At 56.9% G+C, this 20,485-nt stretch carries 19 protein-coding genes; 18 read left to right on the plus strand and 1 reads right to left on the minus strand.

Features of this window, described 5'->3' with window-relative positions; all coding sequences use genetic code 11:
• Positions 1–48: 48 nt before the first annotated feature.
• The 14 genes from ACWI6D_RS02365 to hflX all read left to right on the plus strand — a co-directional run bounded on the left by ACWI6D_RS02365 (position 49) and on the right by hflX (position 17,341).
• Complete coding sequence (locus ACWI6D_RS02365) at positions 49–2,553, plus strand: DNA translocase FtsK 4TM domain-containing protein (RefSeq protein ID WP_449133525.1); 2,505 nt, start codon at positions 49–51, stop codon at positions 2,551–2,553.
• Positions 2,554–2,565: 12 nt separating this feature from the next.
• On the plus strand, positions 2,566–3,942 hold the full coding sequence (locus tag ACWI6D_RS02370; RefSeq protein WP_449133526.1) for a helix-turn-helix domain-containing protein: 1,377 nt from the start codon (positions 2,566–2,568) through the stop codon (positions 3,940–3,942).
• Positions 3,943–3,997: 55 nt separating this feature from the next.
• Positions 3,998–4,495 (plus strand): YajQ family cyclic di-GMP-binding protein, encoded by a 498-nt coding sequence (locus ACWI6D_RS02375; RefSeq protein WP_449133527.1) that lies wholly within the window; start codon positions 3,998–4,000, stop codon positions 4,493–4,495.
• Positions 4,496–4,503: 8 nt separating this feature from the next.
• Positions 4,504–5,853 carry a 30S ribosomal protein S12 methylthiotransferase RimO gene (gene rimO, locus ACWI6D_RS02380; protein ID WP_449133528.1) on the plus strand — a complete coding sequence of 450 codons (1,350 nt, stop codon included), beginning with the start codon at positions 4,504–4,506 and terminating at the stop codon, positions 5,851–5,853.
• A 3-nt stretch (positions 5,854–5,856) separates the two neighbouring features.
• Positions 5,857–7,116 (plus strand): CDP-diacylglycerol--glycerol-3-phosphate 3-phosphatidyltransferase, encoded by a 1,260-nt coding sequence (gene pgsA, locus ACWI6D_RS02385; RefSeq protein ID WP_449133529.1) that lies wholly within the window; start codon positions 5,857–5,859, stop codon positions 7,114–7,116.
• Positions 7,117–7,382: 266 nt separating this feature from the next.
• Entirely contained in the window at positions 7,383–8,441 is a 1,059-nt protein-coding gene (recA, locus tag ACWI6D_RS02390; protein WP_288284175.1) for a recombinase RecA, read from the plus strand.
• A 3-nt stretch (positions 8,442–8,444) separates the two neighbouring features.
• The gene (locus ACWI6D_RS02395) at positions 8,445–9,146 is read left to right on the plus strand and encodes a regulatory protein RecX (protein WP_449133530.1); all 702 of its coding nucleotides are present in this window, start codon (positions 8,445–8,447) and stop codon (positions 9,144–9,146) included.
• 294 nt (positions 9,147–9,440) lie between these two features.
• Positions 9,441–10,994, plus strand: coding sequence for a ribonuclease Y (gene rny, locus ACWI6D_RS02400; protein WP_288284173.1), 1,554 nt, complete (start codon positions 9,441–9,443; stop codon positions 10,992–10,994).
• Between the two features lie 17 nt (positions 10,995–11,011).
• Entirely contained in the window at positions 11,012–12,112 is a 1,101-nt protein-coding gene (locus ACWI6D_RS02405) for an ATP-binding protein (RefSeq protein WP_449133531.1), read from the plus strand.
• A gap of 111 nt (positions 12,113–12,223) precedes the next feature.
• Positions 12,224–12,550, plus strand: a complete 327-nt coding sequence (locus ACWI6D_RS02410) for a stage V sporulation protein S (protein WP_129422881.1) — start codon at positions 12,224–12,226, stop codon at positions 12,548–12,550.
• Positions 12,551–12,594: 44 nt separating this feature from the next.
• The gene (gene miaB / locus ACWI6D_RS02415; RefSeq protein WP_449133532.1) at positions 12,595–13,956 is read left to right on the plus strand and encodes a tRNA (N6-isopentenyl adenosine(37)-C2)-methylthiotransferase MiaB; all 1,362 of its coding nucleotides are present in this window, start codon (positions 12,595–12,597) and stop codon (positions 13,954–13,956) included.
• A complete protein-coding gene (gene miaA, locus ACWI6D_RS02420) occupies positions 13,949–14,920 on the plus strand; it encodes a tRNA (adenosine(37)-N6)-dimethylallyltransferase MiaA (RefSeq protein ID WP_449133533.1) in 972 nt (323 codons plus the stop codon). The genes miaB and miaA overlap by 8 nt, the downstream gene beginning before the upstream one ends.
• 30 nt (positions 14,921–14,950) lie before the next feature.
• The gene (gene dapF / locus ACWI6D_RS02425) at positions 14,951–15,871 is read left to right on the plus strand and encodes a diaminopimelate epimerase (RefSeq protein ID WP_449133534.1); all 921 of its coding nucleotides are present in this window, start codon (positions 14,951–14,953) and stop codon (positions 15,869–15,871) included.
• Positions 15,872–16,027: 156 nt separating this feature from the next.
• The gene (gene hflX, locus ACWI6D_RS02430) at positions 16,028–17,341 is read left to right on the plus strand and encodes a GTPase HflX (RefSeq protein ID WP_449133535.1); all 1,314 of its coding nucleotides are present in this window, start codon (positions 16,028–16,030) and stop codon (positions 17,339–17,341) included.
• Positions 17,342–17,652: 311 nt separating this feature from the next.
• Here hflX and lexA read toward each other — a convergent pair whose 3' ends face one another.
• The gene (gene lexA / locus ACWI6D_RS02435; protein WP_302936243.1) at positions 17,653–18,291 is read right to left on the minus strand and encodes a transcriptional repressor LexA; all 639 of its coding nucleotides are present in this window, start codon (positions 18,289–18,291) and stop codon (positions 17,653–17,655) included.
• Between the two features lie 122 nt (positions 18,292–18,413).
• Between lexA and ACWI6D_RS02440 the strand changes: the two genes are divergently transcribed.
• From ACWI6D_RS02440 to ACWI6D_RS02455, 4 genes are all read left to right on the plus strand, one after another.
• Positions 18,414–18,740: a hypothetical protein gene (locus tag ACWI6D_RS02440; RefSeq protein WP_449133536.1), complete on the plus strand. Its 327-nt coding sequence runs from the start codon at positions 18,414–18,416 to the stop codon at positions 18,738–18,740.
• A 133-nt stretch (positions 18,741–18,873) separates the two neighbouring features.
• Positions 18,874–19,320 carry a transcriptional regulator NrdR gene (nrdR, locus tag ACWI6D_RS02445; RefSeq protein WP_129422874.1) on the plus strand — a complete coding sequence of 149 codons (447 nt, stop codon included), beginning with the start codon at positions 18,874–18,876 and terminating at the stop codon, positions 19,318–19,320.
• Positions 19,321–19,325: 5 nt separating this feature from the next.
• Entirely contained in the window at positions 19,326–19,772 is a 447-nt protein-coding gene (gene dut, locus ACWI6D_RS02450) for a dUTP diphosphatase (protein ID WP_449133537.1), read from the plus strand.
• A 9-nt stretch (positions 19,773–19,781) separates the two neighbouring features.
• On the plus strand, positions 19,782–20,372 hold the full coding sequence (locus tag ACWI6D_RS02455) for a hypothetical protein (RefSeq protein ID WP_449133538.1): 591 nt from the start codon (positions 19,782–19,784) through the stop codon (positions 20,370–20,372).
• Positions 20,373–20,485: the final 113 nt, after the last annotated feature.

Below are 20,485 nucleotides of genomic sequence, written 5' to 3' on the forward strand. Positions count from 1 at the left end.
CTCGTTTCGCTGTACACCGCACACGATTCGCGAACGAAAGGGGAGGGCGTGGCCCGAACTGCCTCGAACAAACAATCGAATAAGAAGGCGCCCGCGAAGAAAACCGCGCAAAGCAAGTCGAAAGCAGCCAGCCCTGCGCAGAAGCGCGCTCAGAAAAGCGCGCCGGCGCCGCAGCCAGAACCCCGCATCTTCGACGAGCGCACGAAGCGCGACATCACCGGCGTGGTGGTGGCGCTGCTTGGCATCGTGCTGTTCGTTGCCGCCGTCATTCCCACCGATGCGGTGGTAACGTCGTTTGTGTCGCAGGCACTGCACCTGTGCCTGGGCCTGGGCGCGTACCTGCTGCCGTTTTTCCTGGTGGCCATCGGGGCCGCCTGCCTTGTGCGCGTCGAAAAGAAAAGCATCCCCGTGCGCGTCAGCTTGGGGCTTGCCCTGGTGTTCGTGGCGGCGCTTTCGCTGTTTTCGCTGTTCACGCCGGAAACCACCCCTGATGCCACCGACAATCTGTTCCTGCCCGCAGAGCTTACCGCGCGCGGCGGATATATCGGCGCGGCCATTGCCTGGTGCGGACTGAAGCTGTTTGGCCAGGTCATCAGCGCCATCGTGCTTATCGGCATCATTATCGCCGGCCTGGTCATCATCGGGTTTTCGCTGTCCAGCATCATCCAGAAGTTCCGCACCTACGCCGAAGAGCGTAAAGAGGCCGCCGAGGCTGAAAACGGCGTTGTTGCCGCACCGCCTTTCGCCCGCGTCAGCCGACCGGCCGACCGCATTCGCAAAGTAGGTGCTGCAAACCCCGAACTCGAATCTGCTCCCACGCAGGTGCTCGACCAGGACGACAAGCCGAAGGGCAGGCGCTCAGCGCGCACCGTCGCCGCATCCCGCCCCTTAACCGAAGAGCAATCGAAGCGCGCCGCCGAAGCGGAGCCGCAAGCCTTGACGCGCAAACTCGGCCGCCGCAAGCCGGTTGAACGCGGCGTGGCACCAGCACCGCGCCCCTCGTCGAAGCCTGCCACACCCGTGGCAACGCCGCGCCCTGAACAGGGCTTCGAGCTGCCGCCCATGAATCTGCTTGCCACATCCACCAACCCTGAAAAAGACCTGGCCACCGATGCCGAGCTGCAAGAAACGGGTGCATGCCTGCAGGAAACGCTCGAAGACTTCAACATCATGGCGAAGGTAGTCGGCTGGGTTGCCGGCCCGACGGTCACGCTGTTCAAGGTCGATCTGCCCGCCGGCGTGCGCGTCAGTCGCGTCACCGCGCTTGAAGACGACATCGCGCTGGCGCTGGCCGCGCCGGGCGTGCGCATCTTCGCGCCTATTCCCGGCACGAACTACGTGGGCATCGAGGTGCCGAACCGCACGCGCCAAACCGTGCTGCTTGGCGACGTCATCAAAGACGCCGGTCCCGGCCCGCTGCAAATCGCCATCGGAAAAGACGTCGAGGGCCACTGCATCGTGTCCGACCTGGCGAAGATGCCGCACCTGCTTATCGGCGGCACCACCGGCTCGGGCAAATCCGTGTCCATCAACGCCATGATCATGTCCATCCTCATGCGCGCCACGCCCGCCGAAGTACGCTTCATCATGATCGACCCGAAGCGCGTGGAATTCACGCCGTACAACGGCATCCCTCACCTTTACGTACCCGTTGTCACGGAGCCCAAAGAAGCAGCTAGCGCGCTCAGCTGGGGCGTTGCCGAGATGGAGCGCCGCCTGAAGGTGTTCTCAAAAGTGGGCGCGCGCAACATCGGGCAATACAACGCCAAAGTGCAGGCGTGGCAGGCTGCCGCGAAGGCCGCCGAAGAGGCAGGGGAGCAGCCGCCCGAGAACGATTTGGGCGACGAGCTGCCCTACATCGTCATCATCATCGACGAGCTTGCCGACCTCATGATGAACGTTGGCAAAGAAGTGGAATTCTCCATCAGCCGCATCGCGCAGCTTGCGCGCGCGGCCGGCATCCACCTTATCGTGGCCACGCAGCGCCCGTCCACCAACGTCGTCACAGGCCTTATCAAGGCGAACATCACGAACCGCATCGCGTTCAATGTGGCTAGCGGCATCGACAGCCGTGTCATCCTGGACACGCCCGGCGCCGAAAACCTCATCGGATTGGGCGACTTGCTGCTCAGCAAGCCCGAATACGCCAAGCCCATGCGCATCCAAGGCTGCTACGTGTCCGAGGACGAGATCAACGCCGTGGTCGAACAGCTGCGCGGGCAGGGAGAGCCGGAATACCATTCGGAGATTCTGTCGACGAACCTCATCACGCTTGGTTCGTGCCCCTCCGACGCAAGCGGCGGTACGTGCGCCGACGATGACCCGCTTATCTGGGAAGCAGCCGACCTGGTAGTGTCAAGCGGCCTGGGTTCAACATCGAATATCCAGCGACGCCTCAAAGTGGGCTACTCACGCGCTGGGCGTATAATGGACATGCTTGAAGACAAAGGCGTTGTCGGTCCGCCAAACGGCAGCAAGCCTCGAGAAGTGCTCGTCGACGCCATGGAGCTTGAAACGCTGAAAGCGTTCGAGCAGCACGACGGCGACAACTAATAAGGAGAAGACATGGCGCAGGTTTCATTCGGCACCGTCTTGCGCGAAGCTCGCGAAAGAAAAGGCTACGACGTTCAGTCGGCAGCCCGTCGCTTGCGCATTCGCCCCGACATCCTCCGAGCCATCGAAAACAACGACTTTTCGCGTTTGCCGGCACGCGGCTACACGCGCAACATGGTGAACGCCTACGCACGTCTGGTGGGGCTTAACCCCAGCGACATCACGCGCATGTACCTTGACGAAGCGTACGCGTACCAGGTCGGTCGCACGCGCGGCGAATCGGAGTCGCCTGCGCACGTTTCAGGCCGGCGTTCGGTATCCCACCACGAGGCACGCCAGGCAAGCGCGCGGCAGCGCGAAGGCCAGCGCGCGGGCAGGGAAGGCCGCGACGGCACGCCTTCGCGCCGCTCGGACCGCACGCAAGGCGGCACCACGCGCCGCAGCCGCTCGAACGCCAGCACGCACGAATATCACGAGCCGCTCGCATCCCGCGCAGCGCGCGCCGAGAGCGAAAGCCGCCGCGGAGCTCGCGTCGGTGGCGCCGTTACCACGCAGTTCACGAATTTCTATTCCGGGTCGCAGAACATGGGCCGCAGCGGAAACCAAACACGCCTGCCGTACGTTATCGTTGCGGCAGTCATCTTGGTGCTGCTCGTGGTCATCATCGCGCTGCTGTTCGGCAACAAGGGTGCTTCGAACTCGCAAGACGTGGCGAAGGTCCCCATCACCGGCGTCACGGACACGTCGGCGGACGGCAGCGGCACCAGCGAGTCTGCCTCGAACGACACGTCGCAGCAAACGCAGTCCGCTGAAACCGCGCCCACTAGCGTGACGGTGCAATACAAATTGGCAAGCGGCCAGACAGCCTATGTGGTCATCACGCAGGACGGCCAGGCCACCGAGGAGATGCTTACCGGCCCGGTTGACAAAACGGTCGACGTGTCCGGCACGTGGAGCCTTGCCTCGTGGGTGTCAAGCGGCTTCACCGTCACTATGGACGGCAAAGCGGTCGATTTCGTTAACGACGCCACCACAGGCATGCCCACCGCCACGGTCAACTTCCAGGATTACCTGGCACAATGGGCGCAAGACCACCCGAACGTAAAAGTGGATGGCCTTACGAACAATTCAAGTTCGAACGGCACGTCGACGACGGGCTCCACGTCCGCAACCACGAACGGAACGTCTACGGGCGGCACCACGCCAACATCCACAAGCACGTCAGGCACCAGCAGCACCTATTCCGGAACCGGCACCTCTACCCAGTTGCAATCTGCAACGGGTACGGGAACCGCCGTGAATGCAACGGGCACGGCAAACTCCACGGGCTCAACAGGCGCCAACACCTCAAGCAACACGGGAACCGGCACCTCTACCACCTATCAATAAGCTCGGCGTGCATCGCTTCAGCACGCTTACAAGCACGAAACCGAAAGGATCCAACATGGCTAAAGAATCCAGCTTCGACGTGGTGTCCAGCGTCGATATGCAAGAAGTCGACAACGCCTTCCAGCAGGCTAAAAAGGAGCTCTCGCAGCGCTACGACCTTAAGGGCTCCGGCGCCGAAATCACGCTCGACAAGCAGAAGAAGACCATCACCGTGGCGGCGCCCGCCGATTTCGTTGCACGCCAGGTCATCGACATCATCGGCAGCAAGCTCATCAAGCGCGGCATCGACCTTGCGGCCGTGAAGTGGGGCGACCCCCAGGCGGCAACGGGCCAAACCGTGCGCCAGGTTGCCACCATCGTCGAGGGCATTGACAAAGAAACCGCCGGCAAAATCAACAAGGACATCAAAGGCACGAAGCTCAAGGTCAAGGTGGCTATCGAGGGTGACAAGCTGCGCGTTTCGTCCGCCTCGCGCGACACGTTGCAGGAAGTCATCGCGTTCCTTAAAGGCCAGGACTACGGCCAACCGCTTCAGTACGTCAACTATCGCTAAGGATTTTCGTGGAACCGAACACCAACTTCTCTAGCACGAACCCGCCCGCCGTCGCGTTCGTCACCATGGGGTGCGCCAAAAACGAAGTGGACACGCAACGCATGCAATCGCAGCTGCGCCGCGCCGGCTTCGCCATAGCAAACGACCCGCAAACGGCCAACGCGGTCGTCGTGAACACCTGCTCGTTCATCCAAAGCGCCACCGAGGAAAGTCTCGAGGCCATTTTCGAGGTTGCGGGCATGCCCAACGTAGCCGCAGGTGCGGCGCTTATCGTCGCAGGTTGCATGCCGGCGCGTTACGGTGAAGAGCTGGCAGACGAGCTGCAGGAAGCAAGCGCGTTTGTCCCGTGCAGCAAAGAAGACGACATCTCGTCCATCGTTGCTGGCGCGCTCGGCCTTACCGACAGCGTGCTGGAAGATCTGCGCAGCGCAACGCTGGGTGCGGTGCCCGAAGGCGCCATCGCCCTTGACGGCACGCGCGCGGTATCTGCCTATGTGAAGATTTCCGACGGCTGCGACCGCTTCTGCTCGTACTGCACCATTCCCTATATCCGCGGGCGCTACCACAGCTTCCCCTACGAACAGGTGCGCCAGGATGTGGCCGATCGGGTGGCCGAAGGCGTGCGCGAGGTCGTGCTCATTGCGCAGGATACGGGCCGTTGGGGCCAAGACTTTGACGAACCGTCAAGCCTTGGCACGCTTGCAGGCAAACTAGCCGACGAGTTTGCCGATACCTGGTTCCGCATCATGTATATCCAGCCTGAGGGCATCACTGACGAGCTGCTGGCAACCGTTGCCGGCCACGACAACATCTGCAACTACTTCGATATCCCGCTGCAGCACGTGCAGCCGCGCATCTTGAAGGCCATGCACCGTAAGGGTTCGCGCGAGGAATACGAGCAGCTCATGGAGCACGTTCGCGACACGGTGCCGGGCGTCACGCTGCGTACCACGCTCATCGCAGGATTCCCCGGCGAAACCGAAGACGACTTCGACGAGCTGTGCGATTTCGTGGAAGAGGGCCAGTTCGACTACATCGGCGTGTTCGCCTACTCCCGCGAAGAGGGCACGCGCGCATACGACTTGCCCGACCAGGTTGAAGACGACGAAAAGGCTTTCCGCGCGCAACGCCTGCGCGACCTGGCAGACGACGTGTGCACGCCGCTGATCGCCAGCCGCGTGGGAAGCACGGTCGACGTGCTGGTCGAAGGCACCGAAGAGGACGGCCAACTGTTCGGCCGCGCCATGTGCCAAGCACCGGAAGTCGACGGCGTCACCTATGTTGATCACGGGAAACCCGGTGAAATCGTCCAAGTCAAAATCGCAGACACGCTGCTCTACGAAATGGAAGGCGAATAGCCCATGGCTCAGCTGCAAGTCGAGGCCGCGCCGGAAACCACCACGCGTCTGTGGACCCCCGCGAACATCGTGACGCTTGTGCGCATCTGCCTGGTACCCGTGTTCGTGGTGGCGCTGCTTAGCCCGTGGCCGCAATGGTTCAACCTGCCCGACATCGCTGAATACTCGAAAAGCCTCATCGCCGCAGCCATCTTCGTGCTTATCTCGTGCACCGATTGGCTTGACGGCTACCTTGCGCGTTCGCGCGGCGAGGTGACGGACTTCGGCAAATTCATGGACCCGCTGGCCGACAAAATCCTGGTGGTTGCGGCCCTGTTGGCGCTTGTCGAGCTAGGCGTGCTGCCAAGCTGGGTGGCGCTCATCATCGTGGCCCGCGAGTTCATCGTATCGGGCGTGCGCATGGTGGCGGCGAGCAAAGGCGTTGTCATTTCGGCCAGCTGGTACGGCAAGTTCAAAACGGTGTTCCAGATGATCGCCATCGTCATGTTCACCGTGAAGGACAGCTACATGATGGGCACGCTTATCGATGCGTTCTCCGACATGATGTGGGTGCTCAGCTGGGCCGTCATGTTCGTGGCGCTTGCGCTTACCATCGTGTCCATGCTTGACTACATCTCGAAAGCTCGCGATCTTATCGGCCTTGGGCCCCGCAAGGGCAAGAAAGCAAAGGCCTCGCGTGGCGAAGCCGAAAGCAAGCAGGTTACACAAAAGGGCAACAGCGGGGCCGCGAAGTCCTCCGACGAAGCCAAGGAAGCCGAAGACATCGAGGTTACTGACAGCCAGCTTGAAAGCTTGGCCGCATCCGTGCTTTCCCAGGCGCGCCAGCAAGGCCTTACGGTCGGAACCGCCGAAAGCCTTACAGGCGGCATGATCAGCGCCGCCCTTACCGCAGTCCCCGGAAGTTCCGACGTGATGCGCGGAGGCGTTGTCAGCTACGCGGTTTCCGTCAAGGAATCCGAGCTTGCCGTGTCTGAAGAAACCGTTGACAAGCATGGCGTGGTTAGCTGCCAGGTTGCCGAGCAAATGGCAGTTGGCGCATGCAGCGCGCTGGGGTGTGACGCGGCCGTAGCGGTTACCGGAATCGCCGGGCCCGGCGGCGCCGAGCCGAACAAGCCGGTGGGAACCGTATGTTTCGGCATTGCGTGCAATGGCAACGTCTCCTCGCAAACCGTGCACTTCGAAGGAGACAGGAATCAGGTGCGTCGACAGACCACACGCCACGCATTGCGCCTGATTGAAAACGCCGTTTCTGCTTCTAAATAATCAACCAGAACAAGATGAAAGCTTGCAGCGATGTTGCGACCGCGCATCGCTGCAAGCTTTTTCACAAAGGGAATAGTGCGGCGACTGTGCACATCGGTAAGGTTTCGCGTGCTTTCGCTCGCTCTATCGGCAAAAGGTCTGCAAGATTTACACGCTACTATGAAATACCGTACCGATGTTTGCTAAATCGCTTGACTCGCAAACAGACGTTCGTATAATAAGACGTGCTGCATTTCGCACAGCGCATGAAGAAAGGTCACTCGCGCATGAACGACGAAAAACTCAAGATGCTCAAGGTCACCACCGACCAAATCGAAACGAAGTTCGGCAAAGGCGCCATCATGAAGTACGGCGATGGGGGGCAAGACCTCAACGTCGGCGCCATCCCCACCGGCGCACTCCCGCTCGATGCTGCCCTTGGCATTGGTGGCGTGCCCCGCGGCCGCATCATCGAGGTCTATGGCCCTGAGTCCAGCGGTAAAACCACGCTCGCATTGCAGATTCTCGCTGAAGCTCAGGCGCTCGGCGGCGTGGTTGCGTTCATCGATGCCGAACATGCGCTTGACCCGGTATATGCCGCGCGCCTCGGCGTCGACATCGACGAAGTGCTCATCTCTCAACCCGACACCGGCGAACAGGCGCTTGAAATCTGCGATATGCTCGTGCGCTCAGGCGCCATCGACTGCGTCGTCATCGACTCGGTTGCGGCGCTGGTGCCCCGCGCTGAGATCGAAGGCGAAATCGGCGACACCACGGTAGGTCTTCAGGCGCGCCTTATGTCCCAAGCGCTGCGCAAGCTTGCAGGTTCGCTGTCGAAGTCGAACACCACCTGCATCTTCATCAACCAGTTGCGCGAGAAAATCGGCGTGATGTTCGGCAACCCCGAAACCACCACGGGTGGCCGCGCACTCAAGTTCTTCTCCAGCGTCCGCATCGACGTGCGCCGTATCGACTCCATCAAACGCGACGGCGAAATCGTCGGCAACCGCGTACGCGCGAAAGTCGTCAAGAACAAGGTGGCCCCGCCGTTCCGCCAGGCAGAGTTCGACCTTATGTACGGCGAAGGCATCTCCCGTGAGGGTTGCATCGTCGATATGGCGGTAGAAGCAGGTGTGGCAAAGAAATCTGGTGCTTGGTACACCTATGGCGAAGAGCGCCTCGGCCAGGGCCGCGAAGCCGCGAAGAAAACGCTGAAGGAAAACCCCGACTTGCGCGACGAGCTTGAAACGAAGGTCAGGGAGGCGTTCGACATCCCCATCATCACGCGCGAGCAGGAAGACTTCGACGCGGTGAACCCGGTCGCAAAGCCAAAAGGAAAGCGATAAGGCATGCCATACCAAGCAGCGCCTTCGATTGAAGAGCTGAAGCGCAGGATCCGTCAGATAGAAAACTCCCCAAGCGCTGACGCACAGCAAAGTAAGGGTAAAACCGGGTCTAGAAGCCGCGCGAAACAGCCAAACCAGGTGAGCCGTAAGCGAATGGCGTCCATGCAATCGAACGAATACGATTCCCTTGGGCAGAATTCCAGCAAGGATGTGCCAGAAGCCCTTACCGAAGAGCAAGCCTTTCGCAAGATCGAGCGCCTTGTTTGCATGCGAGAACAGGCAAGCAAGGCTTTGCAAACACGGCTCGAAAAAGACGGCTTCGATCCCCAAGTTGCCCAAGCCGCCATCAAGCGCGCATTGCGCTGCGGCCTTATCAGCGATGAACGCTTCGCGGACGTGCTTGTTCGCAGCCGCTTATCCCAAGGCCGTGGGTTGCAGGGGATAGCTGCAGAGCTCGTAACGCTTGATATCGAACCTTACAGCGTAACTGCTTATCTTGAGGCAACCGAGGGGCAAACAGGGCCAGACGAACTTGCCAGAGCGTTGGCTTTCCTTGACGCGAAACCACCCCGAGGGAAACGACTTCGCGACTCCGCCTACCGCAAGCTCATGCAAAAGGGCTACGGCGCATCCGTGTCAGCTTCGGCGGCTCGTATTTGGTCAGAAGAGCACGAAACCGACAATTCGTTACAAGCCGAATTCTAATAGCAATACCAACCATACGCATAACGATGGCGCTTCCTCTAGCGCCATGCCAGCCGGTTTCTCCTGGAGAAACCGGCTTTTTGGTGTGCAGGCCTTTTCGAAATGTTTACGAACCTTTATCATGGAAACAAGCTAGAGCACATGTGCCCGCAGCGGCACTGTTTGTATATAACGAAAAACATATACGTCCAGTTCTTTTGCGCACGTACGCTCTTGCCCGGTCATGCCGGGATTTTTTATGCAATGGAAACCTGAAACCTACTGTTATCCAACCCAATACGAAAGGGGGAACGCATGGAATCCATTATCTGGCTTGTTGTTGGCGCCATCGTGGGCATCGCCGTTGGCTTCATCGTAACGAAGTACCTTGCGAACTCCTCGACGAAGCGCGCCGCTGAAGAAGCGCACAACGTCGTGGAAGACGCAAAACGCCAGGCAGATACGCTGCGCCGTGAAGCAGTCGTTGAGGCAAAGGACGAAGCACTGCGACTTCGCCAAGAGGCGCAGGCGGAAAACAAAGAGCGTCTGAAGGAGGTTCGCGCCGCCGAGCAGCGCGTCAACCAGCGTGAAGAATCGCTCGATCGCCGCGTTGAATCGCTTGATTCTCGCGAACAGTCGCTCGATTCCCGCGAACACCAAATCTCTTCCATGCAGGGCCAGCTTGAGCGTCGCCAGCGCGATCTTGATGCATCTGAGCAGGAAATCGGCATGCGTTTGCAGCAAGTAGCCGGCATGACGGCTGACGAAGCGAAAACCGAGCTCCTCGACACGCTGAAAGACGAAGTGGCGCACGAATCTGCCGCAATCATCCGCGATTCTGAAGCGCGCACGAAAGCCGAAGCCGACAAGAAGGCTCGCTCCATCCTCAGTCTGGCCATTCAGCGCGTTGCCGCCGACCACACGGCTGAAACCACCGTTTCGGCCATCCATATCCCGTCCGATGACCTCAAGGGTCGCATCATCGGACGCGAGGGTCGCAACATCCGCTCGTTCGAGCAGCTCACGGGCACGAACCTCATCATCGACGACACGCCGGAGTGCGTCACCATCTCGTGCTTCGACCCGGTTCGCCGCGAAATCGGCCGCGTCACCATGGAAAACCTTATTGCCGACGGCCGCATCCATCCCGCGCGCATCGAAGAGATGTTCGGCAAGGCAGAAAAGCTCGTGAACCAGCGCGTGCAGGAGGCTGGCGAGCAGGCTGCATTCGACACGGGCATTCACGACCTGCACCCTGAGCTGGTGCGCACGCTCGGCCGTCTGCGTTATCGCACGTCTTACGGTCAGAACGTGCTGAACCACTCGCTGGAGGTCGCCTATCTTTCTGGCGTCATGGCTTCCGAGCTTGGACTTGACCCTGTTCCCGCAAAGCGCGCAGGCCTACTGCACGACCTTGGCAAAGCAGTTGACCATGAGGTCGAGGGCAGTCATGCCGTCATCGGCGCTGATCTTGCACGTCGTTTCGGCGAAAAGCCTTCCATCGTGCACGCTATCGAAGCGCACCATAACGACGTAGAGCCAAACAGCGTACTCGATGTGCTCGTGCAGGCCGCTGACGCCGTTTCCGCTGCGCGCCCCGGTGCCCGCAAGGAAACGCTGGACGCCTACATCAAGCGTCTTGAGAAACTTGAGGAAATTGCCAACTCCTACAAGGGCGTCGAGCGTACGTACGCCATCCAAGCCGGCCGCGAAGTCCGCGTCATGGTTGAGCCGGACGTTGTCGACGAAGCTCAAACCACCGTGCTTGCGCACGACATCGCGAAGCGCATCGAAGACGAGATGCAGTACCCCGGTCAGGTAAAGGTTGTTGTCATCCGCGAAAGTCGCGCAATCGGCATCGCAAAGTAGCAAGAAAGGCGAATGATATGAGCGACGGCACGCTTGCCTCGTTTATAGAAGACGTCTGCGGCGAAAGCCACCTCCGAGTCGAAGCAGACCTCGGAGGTGGCTTCGTTCGTTTGAGGTCTTCGGAAGCGGAAAGGCGCCAAGCAGCGCAAGACATCCGTTGCACCGAGGATATCGTCATCGAGATGCTGCGCAACGCTCGCGACGCACACGCCTCTGCAATCTTCGTCGCTTGTACCAGAGACGGCAAGAACCGCCGCATCGTCATGATCGACAACGGCGATGGTGTGCCGGCTCATATGAGGAAACTTGTGTTCGAACCGCGCGTCACGTCGAAACTCGATTCGATGCACATGGACAAATGGGGCATACATGGGCGAGGCATGGCGCTGTATTCCATTGCCGTTAATGCCGAATCCGCCGAAATCGTCGCCTCCCGAGAACAGGGCGGTTCCGCCTTCGTTATCCAAACGAACTTGGATAAGCTTTCAGAGAAAACCGACCAGTCAACGTTTCCCACATTCAACCTCGGCGAATCAGGAACGGTATCTGTTCGGGGACCTAAGAACATCATGCGCACTGCCTGCGAGTTTTCAATCGAATCGCGCGCAACGTGCCAAGTGTACCTGGGATCGGCAACCGATATCGCGGCCTCGCTGTACGCCTTAGGGCTTTCGTCGATAACCGCAGAAACACGAAACCAAGCAGGTGGCGTCGACATCCTTCCCATATGCCAAAGACTTGCAGCTACCACCAATCCGGCGCAGTTCGCTGAAGTTGCCGCAAAGCTAGGACTTGAAATGTCGGAGCGATCGGCCCGCAGAATCATAGATGGGCAAATCGCCCCGTTGGCGCCCTTGCTCGCGCGCATTTCGTCGGCATTATCGGCGCAGCAAAACTCGGATGAGCAGCCGTCAATGAAGGTTTCAAACAAGCACGAAGCAAAAGACGCACGCGGGTTGAGGATTGCGCAAAACGACGCCGCCGTATTCACGAACGGCATCCAAGCCGCGTTTAGAAACCTTGCGCGCGACTACTATCTGCAAGACGACGTAGAGCCAACCATCCGGGTGGCGAAAGACGCGTTGCACATCAGCATCCCCTTGATAAAGCTGCGCTAGCACAGCGCCTCCACATCATGTTGCGGACGGGTGACCGAATGGGTACAATTTACCCTGCATTTCACTCGATTGCATAAACGCACACTGAACGAAACACGAAAAGGAAAATGCATGGACACGGCACATGACGCACCTGAATCCGGGTGCTTGAAAGTTTCTTCGAAGTCCTCGCCCGCATCGGTAGCCGGGGCTATTGCCGGCATGATAAAAGACGGCGTTCCGGTGGAAATCCAAGCTGTCGGCGCAGGTGCTGTGAACCAGGCTGTCAAAGCCATCGCCATTTCTCGCGGCTTTTTATCGCCTGTCGGCATCGAGATTGCCTGCATTCCCTCATTCGCGGACATCGTTATCGATGGCGAATATCGTACCGCCATCCGTTTCGCAGTTGAATCGCGTCAGCTGCACGGAACTACTGTATCAACGCCAGCTAAAGACTAGCAATTGCCTCAATATTTTACAACTACAACAAGGAACATCTCTGTATGCAAACCCCATTCATGAACATGAATTTCTGCGTTCGCACGTTCGGATGCCAGATGAACAAGCACGACTCCGAACGCATCAGCGGCATGCTCGAAGGTCTCGGCGGCTTGATGGTTGAAACTGTTGAAGAAGCCGATGTCCTCGTGTACATGACGTGCTGCGTGCGCGAAGCTGCAGACACGCGACTGTATGGCCAGGTTGCCTCGCTCAAAAACGTGCCGCTGCGCGATAATTCCCCTCTAAAGAAGCGCATCATCGCCGTTGGTGGCTGCATTGGCCAGCGTGATGGGGAAGAGCTTACGAAAAAGCTGCCGCATCTAGATGTCGTGTTCGGCACGCATAACCTCGCATCGCTTCCGCGCTTGCTTCAGGGCGTTATCGAAGAAGGCGGCCACCAGGTTGAGGTGCTTGACGCTTCCACGTCGTTCCCAACCGAATTGCCCACGGCACGCGAGCATTCCTGGGCAGCATGGCTGCCCATCACCATCGGCTGCAACAACTTCTGCACTTACTGCATCGTTCCCTATGTACGCGGCCGTGAAAAATCGCGTCCCATCGAGGATATCGTTGCTGAAGCAGAACGTTATGTCGCGGCAGGCGTGAAGGAAATCACGCTGCTGGGGCAAAACGTGAACTCCTACGGCCGCGACTTGTACGGCAGCCCGCGTTTTGCGCAAATCCTCGATGCACTTGACCAAACGGGCATCGAACGTCTGCGTTTTGCAACCAGCCATCCAAAGGATCTGTCCGACGAGGTAATCGCTAAGTTCGGCAAGTTGCGCTCGCTTATGCCGGCCCTGCATCTTCCCGCACAATCGGGCTCTGATGCCGTGCTGAAAGCCATGAACAGGCGCTATACGTCCGCTCATTACCTGCAGCTCATCGACAAGCTACGCGACGCCTGCCCTGATATCGCCCTGTCAACCGACATCATCGTCGGCTTCCCAGGTGAAACCGAGCAAGATTTCGAGGATACGGCGCGCCTTGTCGACACCGTTGGCTATCATCAGGTATTCACGTTCATCTATTCAAAGCGCGAAGGCACGCCCGCCGCAAAGATGGTCGACAACACGCCGCATGAGGTCATCCAGCAGCGCTTCGATCGTCTTGTCGACATCGTGCAGAAACATGCTTACGAGAAGAACCAGCTTGACCTGGGCCGCACCGTTCCCGTTTTGGTGGAAGGCACATCGAAGCGCGACAATCTGCTGATCGCCGGCAAAAGCCCGAAAAATCAAACGGTGCACGCACCGCTGCCCGAAGGCATATCCGCAAATGCATTGGCAGGCTCCATCGTAAACGTGAAGGTTGACGAAGCCAAAACCTGGTACCTGTCTGGAACCATCGTTGATAATGGCTAGTACCCAGCAAACACCCGGAACGTTCACGCTCAAACGCCCCGTCATATGCGTGGTCGGGCCAACAGCATCGGGCAAAACCGATGTGGCACAGCAACTGGCAGCGCGTCTTAACGGGGAAGTGGTAAGCGCGGATTCCATGCAAGTATATAAAGGCATGGATATTGGAACGGGCAAGCTTCCCGCATCTGAGCGCATTGTCCCGCACCACGGATTTGACCTGATAGATCCCGGTCAACCGTATTCGGCTGCGCTGTTTCAGGCATATGCGCGCACCTGTTTTCGCGATATCGAAAAACGCGGAAAGCGAAGCGTGTTAGCTGGCGGGACCGGATTCTACGTTCGAGCGGCAATCGATGCTTATGAATTTCCCGAAGGGGAGCAAGTCGGCAACGCTATTCGCGACAAGTGGAACACCTTCGCGAACGTGCATGGTGTCGAAGCGTTGTGGCGCGAACTGCAGAAAGTCGACCCGCAAAGTGCAAGCGTTATCCCACCAGCCGACGTAAAGCGCGTCGTACGAGCTTTCGAGCTGCTTGCAGACGGCACCTCCTACGCCCAGCAAAAGGAGCGCCTTGCGCATATCGAGCAATACGTTCCGGCGGTATTCATCGGACTTGCCGTTGAGCCGAACATTTTGCGCACGCGCATTCGAGCTCGCGTTGACCACATGATTGAGCAGGGTTTAGTCGAAGAAGTGAAAGGCCTGCTGAAAGATGGTTTCCGCGAAGGCGTTACCGCACCGTCAGCCATTGGCTACAAGGAAATCGTCAGCGCGCTCGATGGCACATGCAGCCATGAAGAAGCGATAGAAGCCATCAAAACGGCAACGTGCCGATATGCAAAACGCCAGAGAACATGGTTTCGCAAAGATAAGCGCATTCACTGGCTTTGCGCAGATTCGGGGGATACCGACGCGCTCGCAGCAGAAGCACTCACCGTGCTTGATAAACTTAACTCTGATTAGTACACGAACAAGGAGCGTGCAGAAAACTATATGGAACTTGATTTTGTAAAGCTTCACGGGCTTGGCAACGACTTTGCCTTTATGGATGATTTTTCACGTGACATCAACCTGACGAAAGAACAGGTTGCACTGCTGTGCGATCGTCATTTCGGCATTGGCGCCGATGGCGTCATCCTGGTTCGCCCGTCAGAGCGCAGCGAATGCGCAGCTTACATGCATTACATCAATTCCGATGGCACGTTGGCCCAGATGTGCGGCAATGGCGTGCGTTGCTTCGCAAAATACCTCGTTGATCGCGGATACGTTCAAGCAAGCGATGGCCAGTTTATTGCCGACACGCTTGCCGGCCCGAAACCCATCAGCTTCGAAGTTGACGATCACGACAAGATGACGCGCGCCACGGTCGATATGGGCCATCCCATTCTTGAGCCCAGCGATGTTCCCGTTAACGTTCCGGCGAATGCTACCAGCGCCGATGGTGCGGCGTTTGCGAAAGACGTTGCCATTACCTCTCCATGGGGTACGTTCGCTTTCACCTGCGTTTCCATGGGCAATCCGCATGCTATCTGCTTCATCGATGATTTCGCGCAACTGAGCGATGAACTGTTCATGAACACAAACGACAAGTCGCTTGCAACGCTTGATCTGAATAAGATCGGCGCATACTACGAGTCGCACGAGGCTTTCCCTGAGAAGACGAACGTGGAGTTTGCGCATGTTCGTTCTGGCGCCATCGATATGCGCGTTTTCGAGCGCGGCTGCGGCGAAACGCTTGCATGCGGAACCGGCGCTTGCGCCACGAATGTAGCTGCAGCGCTGACCGGCCGCTCGGGCAGGGAAAACGACATCGTGCTTCGAGGCGGCACGCTGCATATCCTGTGGGACGAGAACGACCACGTTATGATGACGGGCCCTGCAGTCGAATCTTTCCAGGGCACGGTGGAAGTGTAAACCCCAGCCAAGCAATACGAATATGGTAGTATCGATGAACGCAAGCAGCGCTTACGTTCATTCGTTTTTTTCAAGCCCGAATGCTACATGCGAGCACGTTACAACAGCCATCTCCATGTAGCGCTCAGGCTTAACTATATGCAGGAAGGTATTCGAATGTCGGAATATGAATCCGTGCTTGTCAAAGGAGCGCGATGCGTAGCCGAACAGAAGCGAGAGAAAGCCGTGCTGGTAGGCGTTGAGCGCCCAGGACAACAATGGCCGCTGAGTTCTTCGTTAGCCGAACTCGCACGCCTGGCCGACACCGCAGGCGCAGACACCGTAGCAGTTACCACGCAAAAGCTTGATGCCCCAAATCCGCGCACGTTCGTAGGAAGCGGAAAGGTGGAGGAAATAGCAAGCCTATGCCGCGCCAACGGCGCCGACCTTATCATCTTCGACGACGAGCTTACTCCATCGCAGCAATCGAATCTCGAGAAATCCGTTGATCGCGACCTTAAAGTGATCGACAGAACCGCTCTAATCCTTGACATCTTCGCATTGCATGCAACAAGCAAGGAAGGCAGGCTGCAAGTTCGGCTCGCGCAGAATCAGTATCTGCTTCCGCGATTGCGTGGCATGTGGGCTCACTTGGCCTCAAACCGCATGGGTGGCGGCGTAGGCTCGCGATTTGGCGAAGGCGAAAGCCAGCTTGAGGTTGACCGCCGCTTGGTCAGAAAACGCATCACTTCAATCAAGCGCGAGCTCGAGCACCTAGCAGCAGTCCGAGCGGTTCAGCGAGAATCTCGCTACGAAAGCGGCATGTTCAAGGTATCGCTAGCCGGCTATACGAACGCCGGCAAATCCAGCTTGCTGAATCGTCTAACAAACGCAGACGTCCTAGCGTACGACAAGCTGTTCGCCACGCTAGACTCTACAACAAGGAAATACGAACTGCCCGAAGGTCGAGAAATAACGCTCACCGACACCGTTGGATTCATCCAGAAGTTGCCCACCACGCTGGTGGAAGCGTTTAAATCAACGCTTGATGAGATTACCGGTTCGGACCTTATCCTGCATGTTGTGGATGCTTCATCCGAGGAATTCGAGGGACAGATATCAGCGGTAGAAGAAGTGCTCGACCAAATCGGCGCTCAATCCCTGTCCAGGCTGCTGGTTTTCAACAAATGCGACCTGCTTTCAGAAGAACAGCGCGAAGCGTTAAAGCACCGATACGACGCGATGCTGGTTTCGGCCGCAGACGGCTTCGGAATTGATGAGCTTATTGAAAGAATCGCCCACATCGCATCAGCCCAAGATTCCCATCTAGAAGTGCTGATTCCTTACAACAAGGGAAACCTAGTATCGATAGCCCACCAACGATGCAGAGTGCTTACTGAAGACCATACCGAAACAGGAACTCATCTGACTATTCTTGCACCACCGGCCTTCGCGAACGACTTTGCCCCCTACGTCGTAGAGCGAAACTAGCAAACCATCAAGAGAACAACGGCAGCTTTGCAATTCAACCTGCGATAACAACAAGGGAGTTGCGAAGCTGCCGAATTGCAGAACAGCTACATTGTTCAATCAAAAACGAACGCGCCCACCGAAGTTATCGAACAACATTCGCAGGACGATTACGTCAAAAACCTGTAAGTCTTCCCGGTAGCTGAAGCGTTGTCAGCTGTTTCACCCGCAGTTTGCCAGTCGTCAGCCCGACATCATCGGTTAGCAGTCAAACACGCAATCAGCAGCTGGTTACAACCTGCATCCGGTTCTACCCCGCAGCTGGTTATAACCTACAGCCTGCGAAATACCGCAACCACCTTACCGGCAATAGAGCAATCAGTGGTAATGATGGGCTCCATAGAAGAATTTTCCGGCTGAAGACGAATATGATCCTGCTCTTTAAAGAAACGCTTAACCGTAGCCCCGTCATCGATGATAGCAACGACGATATCGCCGTTGCTCGCAACGGGCTGCTCTTTTACGACAACGTAGTCGCCATCGTTAATGCCGGCTTCAATCATACTTTCGCCGCGAACCGACAGCATGAACGAAGGCGCATCACCAACAATCTCAGTGGGGAGCGTAATGTTATCGGTGATGTTCTGTTCAGCGAGTATCGGCGTACCAGCAGCCACGTTGCCAACAAGGGGAATGGTAACAAGGTTGTCATATTCAGCCTGCGGAATACTTGTTGCTTCTTCAGTGTGATCAAGCGGGTAAGTAAGCGCAATGGAACGTGATTTCAAAGGATCACGCTTAATGAGCCCCTTTTCCTCAAGCGCCTTCAAATGCACATGCACGGTAGAAGGGGAGGACAAGCCAAGCGCTTGACACACCTCGCGCACAGTGGGGCCGTAGCCCTTTTCGCGAATGCACTGTTCAATCACATCAAGAACAGCTTGCTGGCGCTTCGTAATTTTATCGGACATGCGCCTTCCTTTCTCCTATAGTCAACACGAACAAATGTTTCAAGAAATCATTGACATGAACCTTTGTTCGCCTTATTATATATGCGAACAAAGGTTCTACGCAAGGGCAAAGGAGAAAGAAAATGCAACATCGCGAAAGTCTTTTCCCAGTTGCTGGGTCGGCAGCTCTTAAGCCTCAGGCCGAAATTCGTCACGCGCGCATCATTGCGTTTCCCAGGCAAACACCCTCTGATGCATCACGGCAGCCCCGACATGCAGCCAATTCACTTCGTCGATTCGCCAATGCATCAGTGCGGATCATTCATTTGATTGCAAACTATCTCGATGAGTCTTTTTCAATTTCATCGGGAACTGCAAAAGGCATTGCTCCTCAATGTGCAACCCGACGCGAAACGGCAGCTATTGCCGCAATCGGAACTGCAATCGCACTTGCCGTAATCCTGTTCTAGCGTTTGCAAATATCAATCGCAGGAAGCGCCATATATTTAGTATTACGATTTGGTGCACTCTTGTTATCAAGGGTGTCAAAGCCCATATCTAGTATGTTAGGCTACGTGCTGTCGAGCCTAAGGAGTGCACAGCATGAAATGCCCAGCATGCGGAAATCTTGAATCAAGAGTAGTTGACTCACGTCCGTCGGACGACGGGAGCACCATCCGCCGCAGGCGCGAATGCCTCGCATGCGGTAGACGATTTACCACCTACGAACGTCTCGGTGATAGCCCGCTTATCATCATCAAGTCCGACGGATCTTCGGAAGCATACGATCGCCAAAAACTCATGCGAGGATTGCTTATTGCATGTGCAAAACGCCCGATAGCACCTGAGCAGCTGGGCGCACTTATCGACAGCATAGAAGCAGAACTTCGTAATGCCTCTAAAAACGAAATCGGCTCAAAAGAGCTCGGCGATATGGCGCTTGTCAGGCTTGCAAAGCTCGACGACGTCGCATATGTACGTTTCGCCAGCGTCTATAAAGACTTCCAAAATGTCGAAGAATTTGCGGCAGCACTCGAAGGATTGAAATAACGCTTATGACCGAAGTCCAAATTGAAATCAAAACCCTTAACGAAGCCGCTAAGATTCCATCCTATGCATACAGCGGAGATGCCGGCATGGATTTACGCGCTTCCGAATCTCTAACATTACAACCATTTGAGCGAGCATTAGTGCCCACGGGGCTTGCAATCGCTCTCCCGGAAGGATATGCAGGCTTCGTATTGCCTAGAAGCGGTTTGGCTATCAAGCACGGCATAACGGTAGTAAATGCTCCTGGTCTCATTGACAGTAATTACCGTGGTGAGCTCAAAGTCATTTTGCAAAACACCGATCCACATGAACCGTTTACGATTCATGTTGGAGACCGAATTGCACAGCTTGTTGTCATGCCGGTACCGCATATGTCATTCACGCCCGTAGATGCGCTCTCAAGCACCGAACGGGGCGAGGGTGGTTTTGGCAGCAGCGGAATTAGCGAATAGAAGTAATCTATGGCAGATAACGAAACGGACAAAAACAGCGTAAACGGCAGCGAACAAGATGGTCCCCTCAGTAACCCTGTTCATGCATTGCAAAACAATACGCAAAGCAATGAGGAATTGAAGAGCCAACCTCAGCAGAGTACAGCCAAGGACATTGGCAGCAACGGGCCTTCTCAGCTAATCGATTCAACTCAGCACAATTCGCAAGAGGCAAATCGAACGTTTCAGCCGAATGTACAAGACACGAGGGCCTTGCGATCGGCGCAAAGCAAAATCACGTTCGCATACATTGCAGGACCTTTATCTTTGCTCATTGGCGGGATGCTTCTAGGAACCATCGGCCTTATATGCGCAGGTTTGGCGTATCGTAAGCTTAATGGACTTGCGAATAAGGAACCTTCAATCGCTCAAGCAGCACTAAAACTGAAGAAGTCTGCAAAAACAGCGCTCATCATATGCGCTGTTGCCTTCGTCCTAAATGGCATCTCAATGTATCTTATGTACCCGATAGTACTCGAAATGCTCCAAAGCGGGCAGTATGGAGAAGCAGCCGGAAGCTTAGGAGCAGCAACATCAGCTGGCACATCAGCTTGGGGATAAGCGCAGCTACGTATGCACCTTGCTGTGTGCAACAGGACAACCGAGTGCGAACCTGCGAACCTGCGAACCTGCGAACCTGCGAACCTGCGAACCTGCGAACCTGCGAACCTGCG

The organism is Senegalimassilia sp., from assembly GCF_977052095.1.

Excerpts from the sequence above, each read along its gene's own strand:
- ACWI6D_RS02370 (WP_449133526.1), top strand. The coding sequence starts at position 2,566 with ATGGCGCAGGTTTCATTCGGCACCGTCTTGCGCGAAGCTCGCGAAAGA.
- ACWI6D_RS02375 (WP_449133527.1), top strand. The coding sequence starts at position 3,998 with ATGGCTAAAGAATCCAGCTTCGACGTGGTGTCCAGCGTCGATATGCAA.
- pgsA (WP_449133529.1), top strand. The coding sequence starts at position 5,857 with ATGGCTCAGCTGCAAGTCGAGGCCGCGCCGGAAACCACCACGCGTCTG.
- recA (WP_288284175.1), top strand. The coding sequence starts at position 7,383 with ATGAACGACGAAAAACTCAAGATGCTCAAGGTCACCACCGACCAAATC.
- ACWI6D_RS02395 (WP_449133530.1), top strand. The coding sequence starts at position 8,445 with ATGCCATACCAAGCAGCGCCTTCGATTGAAGAGCTGAAGCGCAGGATC.
- rny (WP_288284173.1), top strand. The coding sequence starts at position 9,441 with ATGGAATCCATTATCTGGCTTGTTGTTGGCGCCATCGTGGGCATCGCC.
- ACWI6D_RS02405 (WP_449133531.1), top strand. The coding sequence starts at position 11,012 with ATGAGCGACGGCACGCTTGCCTCGTTTATAGAAGACGTCTGCGGCGAA.
- ACWI6D_RS02410 (WP_129422881.1), top strand. The coding sequence starts at position 12,224 with ATGGACACGGCACATGACGCACCTGAATCCGGGTGCTTGAAAGTTTCT.
- miaB (WP_449133532.1), top strand. The coding sequence starts at position 12,595 with ATGCAAACCCCATTCATGAACATGAATTTCTGCGTTCGCACGTTCGGA.
- miaA (WP_449133533.1), top strand. The coding sequence starts at position 13,949 with ATGGCTAGTACCCAGCAAACACCCGGAACGTTCACGCTCAAACGCCCC.
- dapF (WP_449133534.1), top strand. The coding sequence starts at position 14,951 with ATGGAACTTGATTTTGTAAAGCTTCACGGGCTTGGCAACGACTTTGCC.
- hflX (WP_449133535.1), top strand. The coding sequence starts at position 16,028 with ATGTCGGAATATGAATCCGTGCTTGTCAAAGGAGCGCGATGCGTAGCC.
- lexA (WP_302936243.1), bottom strand. The coding sequence starts at position 18,291 with ATGTCCGATAAAATTACGAAGCGCCAGCAAGCTGTTCTTGATGTGATT.
- ACWI6D_RS02440 (WP_449133536.1), top strand. The coding sequence starts at position 18,414 with ATGCAACATCGCGAAAGTCTTTTCCCAGTTGCTGGGTCGGCAGCTCTT.
- nrdR (WP_129422874.1), top strand. The coding sequence starts at position 18,874 with ATGAAATGCCCAGCATGCGGAAATCTTGAATCAAGAGTAGTTGACTCA.
- dut (WP_449133537.1), top strand. The coding sequence starts at position 19,326 with ATGACCGAAGTCCAAATTGAAATCAAAACCCTTAACGAAGCCGCTAAG.
- ACWI6D_RS02455 (WP_449133538.1), top strand. The coding sequence starts at position 19,782 with ATGGCAGATAACGAAACGGACAAAAACAGCGTAAACGGCAGCGAACAA.